General features: G+C 67.9%; 12 protein-coding genes and 2 tRNA genes. 2 read left to right on the plus strand and 12 right to left on the minus strand.

The features are described from left to right. The first annotated feature begins 201 nt into the window (after positions 1-201). Together AC1VXD_RS00855 and AC1VXD_RS00860 are read left to right on the plus strand one after the other, a co-directional pair. Positions 202-606 (plus strand): hypothetical protein, encoded by a 405-nt coding sequence (locus AC1VXD_RS00855; protein ID WP_482990421.1) that lies wholly within the window; start codon positions 202-204, stop codon positions 604-606. Next, positions 599-1,027, plus strand: a complete 429-nt coding sequence (locus AC1VXD_RS00860; RefSeq protein ID WP_482990422.1) for a hypothetical protein — start codon at positions 599-601, stop codon at positions 1,025-1,027. The genes AC1VXD_RS00855 and AC1VXD_RS00860 overlap by 8 nt, the downstream gene beginning before the upstream one ends. 39 nt (positions 1,028-1,066) lie before the next feature. On the opposite strand, the gene AC1VXD_RS00865 is transcribed toward AC1VXD_RS00860, so the two are convergent. The 12 genes from AC1VXD_RS00865 to AC1VXD_RS00920 form a co-directional block, all read right to left on the minus strand. Continuing rightward, positions 1,067-1,142: transfer RNA gene (locus AC1VXD_RS00865), tRNA-Gly, on the minus strand. A gap of 106 nt (positions 1,143-1,248) precedes the next feature. After that, the gene (locus tag AC1VXD_RS00870) at positions 1,249-2,355 is read right to left on the minus strand and encodes an NAD(P)/FAD-dependent oxidoreductase (RefSeq protein WP_482990423.1); all 1,107 of its coding nucleotides are present in this window, start codon (positions 2,353-2,355) and stop codon (positions 1,249-1,251) included. Positions 2,356-2,492: 137 nt separating this feature from the next. Further along, positions 2,493-2,568, minus strand: a tRNA-Gly gene (locus AC1VXD_RS00875). A gap of 253 nt (positions 2,569-2,821) precedes the next feature. Beyond that, a complete protein-coding gene (pgsA, locus tag AC1VXD_RS00880; protein WP_150453623.1) occupies positions 2,822-3,448 on the minus strand; it encodes a CDP-diacylglycerol--glycerol-3-phosphate 3-phosphatidyltransferase in 627 nt (208 codons plus the stop codon). A 17-nt stretch (positions 3,449-3,465) separates the two neighbouring features. After that, positions 3,466-5,310: an excinuclease ABC subunit UvrC gene (gene uvrC / locus AC1VXD_RS00885; protein WP_482990424.1), complete on the minus strand. Its 1,845-nt coding sequence runs from the start codon at positions 5,308-5,310 to the stop codon at positions 3,466-3,468. Next, positions 5,307-6,719 carry a hypothetical protein gene (locus AC1VXD_RS00890; RefSeq protein ID WP_482990425.1) on the minus strand — a complete coding sequence of 471 codons (1,413 nt, stop codon included), beginning with the start codon at positions 6,717-6,719 and terminating at the stop codon, positions 5,307-5,309. Before AC1VXD_RS00890 ends, uvrC begins: the two co-directional genes overlap by 4 nt. Beyond that, positions 6,716-7,204, minus strand: a complete 489-nt coding sequence (locus tag AC1VXD_RS00895) for a low molecular weight protein-tyrosine-phosphatase (protein ID WP_482990426.1) — start codon at positions 7,202-7,204, stop codon at positions 6,716-6,718. Before AC1VXD_RS00895 ends, AC1VXD_RS00890 begins: the two co-directional genes overlap by 4 nt. Continuing rightward, positions 7,201-7,974 carry a 3-deoxy-manno-octulosonate cytidylyltransferase gene (kdsB, locus tag AC1VXD_RS00900; protein ID WP_482990427.1) on the minus strand — a complete coding sequence of 258 codons (774 nt, stop codon included), beginning with the start codon at positions 7,972-7,974 and terminating at the stop codon, positions 7,201-7,203. Before kdsB ends, AC1VXD_RS00895 begins: the two co-directional genes overlap by 4 nt. 75 nt (positions 7,975-8,049) lie before the next feature. Next, positions 8,050-9,069 (minus strand): tetraacyldisaccharide 4'-kinase, encoded by a 1,020-nt coding sequence (gene lpxK / locus AC1VXD_RS00905; RefSeq protein ID WP_482990428.1) that lies wholly within the window; start codon positions 9,067-9,069, stop codon positions 8,050-8,052. Continuing rightward, the gene (gene msbA, locus AC1VXD_RS00910; RefSeq protein WP_482990429.1) at positions 9,069-10,817 is read right to left on the minus strand and encodes a lipid A export permease/ATP-binding protein MsbA; all 1,749 of its coding nucleotides are present in this window, start codon (positions 10,815-10,817) and stop codon (positions 9,069-9,071) included. The genes lpxK and msbA overlap by 1 nt, the downstream gene beginning before the upstream one ends. Next, on the minus strand, positions 10,814-11,236 hold the full coding sequence (locus AC1VXD_RS00915) for an ExbD/TolR family protein (RefSeq protein ID WP_108768413.1): 423 nt from the start codon (positions 11,234-11,236) through the stop codon (positions 10,814-10,816). Before AC1VXD_RS00915 ends, msbA begins: the two co-directional genes overlap by 4 nt. Before the next feature lie 3 nt (positions 11,237-11,239). Beyond that, positions 11,240-11,902 carry a MotA/TolQ/ExbB proton channel family protein gene (locus tag AC1VXD_RS00920; protein WP_482990430.1) on the minus strand — a complete coding sequence of 221 codons (663 nt, stop codon included), beginning with the start codon at positions 11,900-11,902 and terminating at the stop codon, positions 11,240-11,242. Positions 11,903-11,905 lie beyond the last annotated feature (3 nt).

The following is an 11,905-nucleotide window of genomic DNA, read 5'->3' on the forward strand; positions in this document are numbered from 1 at the left end:
CGGGAAACGAGACTCGAACTCGCGACCTCAACCTTGGCAAGGTTGCGCTCTACCAACTGAGCTATTCCCGCAGATTCCGTTCGACCTGCGTCGAAGGAGCGCTATTGTGTCCAAATTCCTTCACGCCGTCAACAGTATTCACGCACCGCGATCCGGGCCTTGCGCGGTGGGGTAACCTGCCCCGCCCGGACGCATTGGCCCATGTTTCTGCACGGCAAATCCCTGCTGATCTCCCTGCTGCTGCACCTGCTGGTGGCCGCGCTCTACTCGACGCTGATGCCACTGGGCATGAACTGGTATCGCGACCATGCCGGATTCAGCTCGCACGGCAACATCGGCCTGGGCCTGGCGCAGTACTACGCGTTCGTGCTGTTCCTCGGCGCACAGCCGTTGATCGGCGTACTGCGGCCGTTGGCAGCGAAATTGTTTGTGCTGGCCATCCCGCTCGCATTCGCGGCCTGGACGCTGATGCACAACAACCCGCTGCGCATGTTGTACTTCATCGTAGGTCCTGTCGCGTTTGCACTGGCCGCGATCGCCGCAAGCGAGCGCTTTGCCGCTCGCGCCACGGCCTGCAGCACGCGCAAGGAGCTCACGCATGACTGATCGCAACACCCGCTTTTACTGGCTTAGCGTGGCGACGATCTGGGCGCTGTTGATGGCTGCCCTGATCCACGCCGGCACCCGGCCCGACTACTGGATGCAGCGCGCACTGGAACCTGGCGCCACCTTGCCCTACCCGATCGGCACGGTGGCCACCTTTGCGTTCATCGGAACCGTGGAAATTGCCGTCATCGCACTGATCGCGCAGCCACGATGGAAACGCTCCTGGCTGCGCCTGCTGATCTCCTTCGCGCTTCTGCTGGCCTGGTCCGTGCCGTTCGGGATGGGCGCGATGCATCAGGGCCCGGTCTACGGCACCCACCTGCTGTGGTTGCTGCTGGCGGACCTTACCCTGTTGCTGGTGCTGCTTGCGGTATCGGCAGTCACTGTCTGGCAGGCGGTTCGCAACCGCGCGAAGGCCTGAACGAAAAACGCCCCCTTCCGGGAGCGTTTTTCTGCAATCTGGAGCGGGAAACGAGACTCGAACTCGCGACCTCAACCTTGGCAAGGTTGCGCTCTACCAACTGAGCTATTCCCGCAGATTCCGTTCGACCTGCGTCGAAGGAGCGCTATTGTGTCGATATTGCTGCACGGCGTCAACTGGATTTTTTCGGGGCGTCTGCACTGCGTCGTTCAGCTTGGCGGTCAGGCCCGCACCCCGCGCCGGTGGAAGTAGACCTGCTCGGCCACGCGCCGCGTCGCGGCGGTACGCAGCAGCGCGTTGAGCGGCCAGTCCAGCTGCAGATGGTCCATTGCCCAGCGCAGCAGGCGTTTGCGGCGGAAAGTTGGCGCCACCCGCCGCGCCACCTGCTCGGCGGCAGGGCCCTGGCCACGCAGGTGCAGGCCGATGGCATCGCCGACCGCCCAGCCATGCCGCCACGACGAGTGGATGCCGCCGGCCGACAGCGGCGAGACGATGCCGGCCGCATCCCCCGTCAGGATCAGGCGGTGGCCGGTGATCGGTCCATCCGGAAGGCCGCAGGGCACCAGCCCTGCGCGGGTGGATGACGCCTGCAAGGACGGTGGGATGCCGACGATGTCGCGCACATGTTCGATGAAGCCATCGATATCCGGCACCCGCGCCTGCGTCGGATCATGGCGCAGGGCGAGACCGACCTGCACGCCCGTAGGATTCTGCGCGACCCAGCCGATATAGCCCGGTGCGTAACGCTTGCTGACGAAGCAGTGCAGCGCATCGCCCTGCGGCAACTGCAGGCCATCGAACTCGCGCTCGACGCCGTAGAGGTTATCGCGCACCTGGCCCAGGCCGGTTCGCCGGGCGACACGTGATCGCGCCCCATCGGCACCGACCAGATAAGCGCAGCGCCCTGCGCCCTCCACCTGCCAGCCATCGCCAGCGGCCTCAGCATTACTGAAGGACTGCTGCAGGCGCAGATCAACGCCGCCGGCACGCAGTTCGTCGGCCAGCCAGCGCATCAGGTTCGGGGTGTCGGTGGTGAGGAAGTAATACCCGGGCGCGGCCAGCTGCACGCTGCGCAGATTCGGCGCGTACAGCCGCACGCGGGCGACACGCTGCAGCAGATGCTCGGGCATGCGCCCCAGCCAGGTCTGCTCCATCGCTTCCTTCACCACGATGCCGGTGGTGTGCAGGCGCTCGCCCGGATCTGCCTTGCGCTCGAGCACGCAGACGCGCAAGCCATATTGCGCGGAGGCCAATGCGCAGGCTGCACCGGCGAAGCTTGCGCCGACGATGACCAGATCGTGGTCGTAGGCAGAGGATATGCGGGACATCGCGGCATCACCGGTTGTAACGGTGTTGCAGCGTCGCCGGTGCGCGTGGCGGGGCGATGGGGTGGCGGTGAAGCGGGGATGAAGCGTCGCTTCGCACAACGAAAAACGCTCCCTTGCGGGAGCGCTTTTCTTGAACCTGGAGCGGGAAACGAGACTCGAACTCGCGACCTCAACCTTGGCAAGGTTGCGCTCTACCAACTGAGCTATTCCCGCTTGGGAGGCGAAATTCTACCTGTTCTGGGAATGGCGTCAAGCGGTTTTTTCAGGGGGATTTCGCGGTGCCTCGGCATGGCGTATCCACGCATGGCGTGGAACTACTGCCGCGCGATGTGTCGGTAGATCCACCAGTAGATGCACGCCATGCGTGGATGCGGGCATCCCGATCCGGTAGATCCACGCCATGCGTGGATGGCTTCAACCGAGGGGTCAGAGCCCTTTCCTGCGGAAAGGGATCCGACCCCGGGGCTCAGTTGCCCAGCTTCTTCTGCCGCGAACGCTCGCGCGCGGCGCGCTCGTCTTCGCGCAGGCTCGGCCAGGCGGCATGCAGGTATTGCAGGCCCGACCACAGGGTCAGCACGGCGGCAATGGCCAGGGTCCAGTCGCCGATATGGAACACCGGCGGGCCCATCCAGATGTCATTGACCGGCACGTTCGGTGCCACCGAATACAGCAGGCACAGCAACGCGACCATCTGCGCGGTGGTCTTGACCTTGCCGATCATGGCCACGCGCACCTTGGCGCGCTGGCCCAGCTCGGCCATCCACTCGCGCAGCGCCGACACCGCGATTTCGCGGCCGACGATCACCGCCGCCCAGAACGCCATCCACGGCGTCGGGTGGCCCTGCACAATGAGGAACAGCGCCACCGCCACCATCAGTTTGTCCGCCACCGGATCGAGGAAGGCGCCGAACGCCGATTCCAGCCTGTACCGACGTGCGATCCAGCCATCGAGCCAGTCGGTGATCGCGGCCAGGCCGAAGATCGCTGCGGACGCGAAATTGGTCCAGGTGTAGGGCAGGTAGAACACCAGCACCAGCACCGGGATCATCACGATCCGCAACAACGTCAGCCAGGTGGGCAGGGTCAACTTCATGCGGCTTGCTTCTCTCTCTACTCGGCCGGGTCAGGCGTGGCCAACCCATGCAGGTTAGCGTAGATGCGTGCAGCGAGGGCGTCATTGATACCCTCGACCTTGGCGATTTCGGCTTCACCGGCGGCTTTCAGGCCGACCAGGCCACCGAAATGCTTGAGCAGGCTGGCGCGCCGGCGCGGGCCGATACCGGGGATATCTTCCAGCTTGCTGGTCATCCGGGCCTTCTGGCGGCGGCCCCGATGTCCGGTGATGGCGAAGCGGTGCGCTTCGTCGCGCACCTGCTGGATGAACTGCAGCGCAGGATTGGCTGCACCCGGGCGCAGCTCGCGGCCATCCGGCATCACCAGCGCTTCGTGGCCGGCGCGGCGCTCCACACCCTTGGCCACGCCTACCAGCAGCACGCCTTCCACGCCCAGGTCGGCCAGGGCAGCCTGTGCCTGGGCGAGCTGGCCGGCGCCACCATCGATCAGCAGCACGTCGGGCAGCACGCCCTGCTCTTCCACGGCGCGGCGGAAGCGGCGGTCGATGGCCTGGTGCATGGCCGCGTAATCATCGCCGGGCTCGATGCCGCTGATGTTGTAGCGGCGGTACTGCGCGCGCACCGGGCCGGCGGCATCGAATACCACGCACGAGGCCACGGTGGCTTCGCCCATGGTGTGGCTGATGTCGAAGCATTCCACCCGCTTGACCGGTTCGGCCAGGCCCAGCATTTCGCGCAGGGCTTCGCTGCGCGCGTGCTGCGCATTGCGGCTGTTGAGTTCGGTGGCCAGGGTCAACTGGGCGTTGCGGCTGGCCAGCTCCAGGTAGCCGGCGCGCTCGCCACGCACGTTCCACTTCAGCTGCACCTTGCGCTCGGCCGAGGCGGAGAGCGCGGCCACCAGCAGGTCGGCGTCGGGAATCTGCCGGTCCAGCAGGATCTCGCGCGGCGGCTCGAACTCGATGTAGTACTGCGACACGAACGCGGCCAGCACTTCTTCCGGGCTGTCCTCACCATTGGTGCGCGGGAAGAACGGGCGGGTGCCGAGGTTGCGTCCATCGCGGAAGGCCAGCAGCAGCACGCAGGCCTGCGTGCCGTGCATGGCCACGGCCAGCACGTCGAGGTCGGCGGCGCGGCCATCCACATACTGGCGGGTCTGCATGCTGCGCAGCGAAGCGATGAGATCGCGCAGGCGGGCGGCCTTCTCGAACTCCAGCGCCTCGCTGGCGCCCTGCATCTGCTCGCCCAGCTCACGGGTCAGCTCATCGCTCTTGCCTTCCAGGAACAGCGTGGCGCGACGCACCGATTCGGCATACTCCGGCGCCGGCACCAGGTCCACGCAGGGCGCACTGCAACGGCCGATCTGATACTGCAGGCATGGCCGCGAACGGTTGCGGAACACGCTGTCCTCGCAGCTGCGCAGCTTGAACAGCTTGTGCATCAGGTTCAGCGTTTCGCGTACCGCAGTCACGCCCGGGTACGGCCCGAAGTAGCGCCCGGGAATGGCGCGCGGGCCGCGGTGCAGGGCGATGCGCGGCCAGTCCTCGCGGGTCAGCAGCACATGCGGGTAGGTCTTGTCGTCGCGCAGGGACACGTTGTAGCGCGGCGACAGGGATTTGATCAGCTGGTTTTCCAGCAGCAAAGCTTCGCCTTCCGAGCGCGTGACCGTCACGTCCATGCGCGCGATCTGCGAGAGCATCGACATGATGCGCGCGTTCTTCGGGCTGCCGTTGAAGTAGCTGCCGACGCGGTTGCGCAGCGCGCGCGCCTTGCCCACGTACAGCAGCGTGTCGTCGGCCGCGTACATGCGGTAGACGCCGGGTGCGGTACTCAACTGGGCCGCGAAGGCCTTGCCGTCGAAGGCCGGGGAGGTGACGTCGGTCATTCGCTGATCGGCACTTCGCTGAGCACGCCGCTGTCGGGGTCGAAACGCAGCACCGCGTGCGCGTCCGTCTCGGCGATCCAGACCGCACCGGCACCCACCGCCAGGCCGGCCGGGCCATGCAGGCGGCGCGGCAGCGGCTGGGTAACCAGATCGCCGCCGCCCAGTCGCAGCGTGCGCAGGCGGCCGTTGCCGGTGTCGGCGATCCACAGCACGGGTGCGTCCGGGCTCAATGCGATGGCCTGCGGATACTGCAGGCTGGCCTGCCCGCGCGGGCCATCGTCGGCGCCGAAGCGCCAGGCGCCCTGCCCGACCAGGGTCTGCACGAGGTCACCACGCAGCTGGACCGCACGGATCGACGAGCCCAGCGCATCGGCCACGTACAGCACCTGCTGCACCACCGCCAGGCCGGTGGGCTGGGCGAAGGCGGCCATGTGGCCACTGCCGTCGCGCTCGTCGATGGCACCGCTGCCTGCGCGCCATTGCAGGCTGCGCAGGCCGAGGTGGAAGCTCCACAGGCGGTTGTCGCCGGCCATGGCGATATGCAGCTGGTTATCGGCGATCGCCAGGCCGACCGGATTGTCCAGTGCCACCTGCCGCGCCTGCGCCACCGGCCCTTCGACCGGCGTGCCGGGGCGGCCGTTGCCGCACAGCGTGTCGACCTGTCCGGTCGACAGGTTGATGCGGCGCACCGCGTGGTTGCCGGTATCGGCCACGTACAGCGACTCGCGCTCGAGCACCAGCCCCTGCGGGCGATGGAACGCCGCTTCGGCCAGGTTGCCATCCATGAAATCAGCAGTACCCAGCCCGAACTGGCGCAGCACGCGCCCGCCGTGGCTGCACTCGAGAATACGATGGCGACCGCTGTCGGCGATGTACAGGCGATCCCGGTTGACCGCCAGGCCGGCCGGGAAACGCAGCGGATGCGGCAGTTCGGGATGCAGCTCGCTGCCCCCGCGCGACGGCGCCGGCGGCGCACCTTCGCAGAGATCGTTCAAGGCGCGTTCCAGCTCACCGGGTGCGCCCAGGCCCACCAGGCGCTGCTGTTCGCGCCCGTGCGCGTCGAGCAGGATGACGGTCGGCCAGGCCGTGACACCGAAGCGGCGCCAGCCATCCCAGTCGGCATCGAGCAGCGCCGGCATCGACAGCCCCTGCCTGCGCAGCAGCTTCAGCGCAGCGCCTGCGTCGCGTTCGAAATCAAAGCGCGGCACGTGCAGCACCAACGGCTGCAGGCGACCCGGGTTGCGTGACAGCCATTGGCCGAACTCGGCCAGCCGCTGCATGCTCCAGGCCGATGCGGCATTGACGAACAGCAGCGCGACCGGCCGGCCACGCAGCTCGGTCAGGGTGCAGGGGGCGGCATTGAGCCAGGTGGCAAACTCGGGCAGGTCCTGGACGGGCTGTGCGTTCATGGCCTGATTATGCCGGACTCGGCGTCATGCAACAGTCGTGCCACGGTCCGTTGCGCGGCCTGGTCCACCATCGCCCAGACCTGTTCGAAATGATCCTGGCCGCCGGTATAGGGGTCGGGGATGGCCCGCTCGCCCCGCCCGCCCGACCACGGCAGGTACAGCGACAGGCGTTCGCGCTGGGCGGCCGTGGCCAGCCGTGCGGCGTCGCGCAGGTTGGCCTCGTCGGCGCAGAGGATCCAGTCGAAGCGTTCGAAATCCCCCGCCCGCAGTTGGCGCGCACGCAGGCCACCGATATCCACGCCGTGGCGGTCGGCACAGGCAATGGCGCGGCGGTCAGGTGCTTCGCCCACGTGCCAGTCGCCGGTGCCGGCCGAGTCGACCTGCACCCGGTCGGCCAGCGGCGAGGCCTGCAGTCGGGCACGCAGGGCGCCCTCTGCCATCGGCGAGCGGCAGATGTTGCCCAGGCAGACGACCAGCAGGTTCATCGCGCGACCATGGACTGCAGCAGGGCTTCGGCGCGGGCCAGGTCTTCGGGCGTATCGATGCCCGGCGGGAAGGCTTCGGGCGAGATCGCCACGCTGATCGGGAAACCGGCTTCCAGCACGCGCAGCTGTTCCAGCGCCTCGACCTGCTCCAGCTGGCCCGGCGGCATCGCCGCGATCTGCTGCAGGAAGCCGGCGCGATAGCCGTAGATGCCGATATGGCGCAGCCAGCGATGACCTTCCGGCAAGACTTCGCGGCTGCGCGCGAAGCCGTCGCGGTGCCAGGCGATCGGCGCGCGGCTGAAATACATCGCCTCGTTGCGCACGTTGCGCACCAGCTTGACCACGTTCGGGTCGAACAGGGTCTCGGCATCCTCGACGGGGGTGGCCAGGGTCGACATAGGCGCCTCGCCCTCGACCAGCGCCTGTGCCACGGCACGGATGCCGGCCGCCGGGGCAAACGGTTCATCGCCCTGCAGGTTGACCACCACGGTTTCGTCGGACCAGCCGGCGATGCGCGCGCATTCGGCCAGGCGGTCGGTGCCGGAGGCGTGGCTGACCGCAGTCATGGCCACCTTCACTTCGGCCAGGCCATCCAGGGCATCGGCAATGCGGGTGTCATCGGTAGCCACCCAGACCTCACGGGCGCCGGCCAGCAGCGCGCGGCGTGCCACGTGCAGCACCAGTGGCTCACCGCCCAGCGGGCGGAGCGGTTTGCCCGGCAGCCGCGAGGCGGCGTAACGGGCTGGAATGGCGACAACGAATTCAGTCATGCAAGCGGCACTCGGCAGGCGCGATACAACGGGAATGCGGCCGGCGGCGGGCGATTGCAAGCGCCGCGCGGCCGCTCAGTTCGGGCGCAGCTTGTCCAGGCGGTCGGTCAGCGCCACCCAGAAGGCGGCCGGCAGTTCGGCGCGCAGCGGCACCGCGTAATGCCAGTCGTTGCCGAAGGCGCGGCACTTCACCGCGTCCTTCTCGGTCATCAGCACCGGCAGCTGGCTGCCGAAGGACAGGTCCTGCGGCTGGTAGACCTGGTGGTCGGCGAAGGCATGCGGCACCACGCCGATGCCGCGCGCACGCAGCATGTCGAAGAAGCGCTGCGGGTTGGCGATGCCGGCCACGGCATGCACGCGCTGGCCCGAGAAATGGGCCAACGGGCGCGGACGCCCACCCGGCAAGGGCTGCGCGCTTTCGATGTGCAGCGCCATCGGCCACTGGCCGAAACCGCAGGCCTGGGCGGCGGTGACCTCATCGGCCTGGCCGAGATTGACCACGCGGAAATCACATTCGTCGGCACGGCTGACCGGCTCGCGCAACGGCCCTGCGGGAATCATCCGGCCGTTGCCGTAGCGGCGCTGCGCGTCGATGACCTCGATCTCGATGTCGCGCTGCAGCCGGTAATGCTGCAGGCCGTCATCGCAGACGATGACATCGCAGCCGGCCGCGATCAGGGCCTTGCCGGCCGCCACGCGGTCGCTGTCCACGCGCACCGGCACGCCGGTCTTCCACGCGATCAGCACCGGTTCGTCACCGCCCAGCGCGGTGGACGTATCCGCTTCGACCCAGCGCGCCTTGTCCGCTTCTTCGCGACCATAACCGCGGCTGGCCACGCCCGGCTTCCAGCCGGCCGCGCGCAGGCGCTCGACCAGGGCGATGGTCAGCGGCGTCTTGCCGGTGCCACCGGCGGTGATGTTGCCGACCACGATGACTGGCACCGACAGCGCATGCCGCTTGAACCAGCCCTTGCGGTACAGCCGCCGGCGCAGCGCGGCCACGCCGGCATAGACCGGCGCCAGCAGCCGCATCGGCAATGGAACCGGGCTGCCATCGTACCAGTACGGCGGGGTCTGGGTACCCTTGCCTGCCATCAGTCCTGCCTTTCGCGGAACTGCATGCTGTGCAGGTGCTGGTACAGGCCACCCATTTCCAGCAGCTCCTTGTGGGTGCCACGCTCGACGATGCGGCCATGGTCCATCACCAGCACCTGGTCGGCGTGCTCGATGGTGGACAGGCGGTGCGCGATCACCAGGGTGGTGCGTTCGGGCATCAGGCGCTGCAGTGCGTCCTGCACCAGGCGTTCGGATTCGTTGTCCAGCGCGGCAGTGGCTTCGTCCAGGATCAGGATCGGCGCGTCGCGCAGGATCGCGCGGGCGATCGCCAGACGCTGGCGCTGGCCACCGGACAGCAGCGCGCCGTTCTCGCCCACCGGGGTCTGCAGCTGCTGCGGCATGCGCGCGATGAACTCCCAGGCGTTGGCCGCTTCGGCCGCGGCACGGATCTGTTCATCGGTCGCGTCCATGCCATAGGCGATGTTGGCGGCGATGGTGTCGTCGAATAGCATGACCTTCTGCCCGACGATGGCCACCTGGCGGCGCAGGTCGGCCAGCGGATAGTCATCCAGGGCCACGCCATCGAGGGTGATGAGGCCACCGTTGGGCTCGTAGAAGCGCGGCACCAGGCGGATCAGGCTGGTCTTGCCGCTGCCGGAACGACCGACGATGGCGGTGACCGTACCGGGCCGGGCGACGAAGCTGATGTCGTCCAGGGCGATGCCGCTGTCGGCGCGGTAGCGCAGCATGACGTGCTCGAAGGCCAGTTCGCCGCGGGCGCGCTGCAGCGGCGTGCGGCCTGCGTCGCGCTCGACCGGCATGTCGATGATGCCGAACAGCCGCTCGGCGGCGGCCACGCCGCGCGAGATCGAGGTCTGCACGCTGGTCAGGCGGCGCAGCGAGGGAATGATGGCCATCATCGAGGTCATCAGGCCCATGAACTGGCCGGCGTTGAGTTTGCCGGCCAGCGCTTCGCGGGTGGACACCCAGACGATGACCGCTAGCGCCAGCGCGGCCAGGAACTGGACCACGCTCGACGCTGCAGCGCGGGTCACTTCGACCTTCATGTTCAGCGCCAGCATGCGGTTGGCCAGGCGCGAATAGCGGCTGATCTCGTGCTGCTGGGTGCCGTGCACCTTCACTTCCTGCTGCGCGGCCAGCGACTGCTCGGCGGTCTGCGCCATGGTCCCCATGCCGTCCTGGATGCCGCGGCTGATGCGCCGGTAGCGCTTGCCCACGTAGGAGACGATGGCACCGATCAGCGGCACCACCAGCAGCATGGCCAGGGTCACCTTGACGCTCATCTGCAGCATCACCACCAGCATGGCGATGATGGTCAGGGTGTCGGCCACCACGGTCTTCAGCGCGTCGGCGCTGGCCTGGGTGACCTGCTCGGTGTCGAAGTTCAGGCGACTGACCATCACCGGCGTCGCTTCGGTATCGAAGTGCGAGGACGGCAGGTGCAGGTACTTTTCCAGGATCTGCTCACGCAGGTCGCGGACCACGCTGCGGCCGGTCTTGGCCAGCGTGTAGTCGCTGACCCAGGTGGCCAGGCTGCGCATCAGGAACAGGCCGAGGATGGTCAGCGGCAGGATCACCGCCATGCGCGGCTCGGGGTTGACGAAGCCGCGGTTGACCAGCGGTTCCATCAGCTTGGTGAAGTGGTAGCCGGCCAGGGCCTCGACCACCATCGCGATGACGGCGGCCACCATGAACACCCAGTAGGCCCGGGTATAGCCGAGCAGGCGTTTGTAGATCGGCCACACCGGCGCGTGATTGGAACTCATGGACGCACCTCTGGCGCTGTTGCGATTGCGATACGGCGGAAGCCGAGCTGGCCCAGCGCATCCTGCGCGGTGACCACGGCCTGGTAGGGAGTGCGCGCGTCGGCGCGCAGCAGCACGGTCTGCTCGCGGTCGGTACCGGCCACCGCAGCAATGATCTGCTTGACCGACTCGACGTCGGTGCGCAGCACTTCCTGGTCGTTGACGAAGTAGCGGCCGTCGGCGTTGATCAGCACGCTGAGCGAACGCGGCGGCTCATTGGTCTGCTGGTCGCTGGCGGTCGGCAGCTGCACCTGCAGCGTCGAGCGCGCATCGAACGTGGTGGTGACCACGAAGAAGATGATCAGGACCAGGATGACGTCGATCAGCGGAACCAGATCGATATGCGGTTCATCCTGGGATCGGTCGTTGCCGATGCGCATCGATCAGGCCTTGGCCGTGGCAGGTGCGGCGGCACGCGGCGTCGGTGCGCCGTTCATTACCCCCGGGCGGCCGTCCAGCGTGTCCAGCAGGGCGCTGGCTTCCTGTTCCATCTCCACCACATAGCCGTGGATGCGGCCCTTGAAGAAGCGATGGAACATCAGCGCCGGGATGGCCACGATCATGCCGGTGGCGGTGCACACCAGCGCCTTGCCGATGCCGCCGGCCAGCTGGTTCACATCACCGACGCCGTGGTCGAGGATGCCCAGGAACATCTGGATCATGCCGATGACCGTGCCGAGCAGGCCCAGCAGCGGGCCGGCCGAGGCGATGGTGCCCAGCGCGTTGAGGAAACGCTCCATGCGGTGGACCAGGTGGCGGCCGGTGTCCTCGATGCGCTCGCGGATCTGGTCGCGCGGGCGGTTGCGGGCTTCCAGCGCCGCGGCCAGCAGCGCGCCCAGCGGCGAGTTCGCCCGCAGGGTCTGCAGGTGGGCCGGGTCGAGCTTGCCGCGGGCAGCCCAGTTGCGCACTTCCTGGCCGAGGCCAGGCGGCAGCACCTCATTGCGCCGCAGGGACCAGAAACGCTCCAGGACGATCGCCAAAGCCAGTACGCCCAACAGCAGCAGCGGCACCATCGGCCAGCCACCGGCCTTGACCAGTTCCCACACGTT

It is taken from the genome of Stenotrophomonas sp. STEN054, assembly GCF_056854535.1.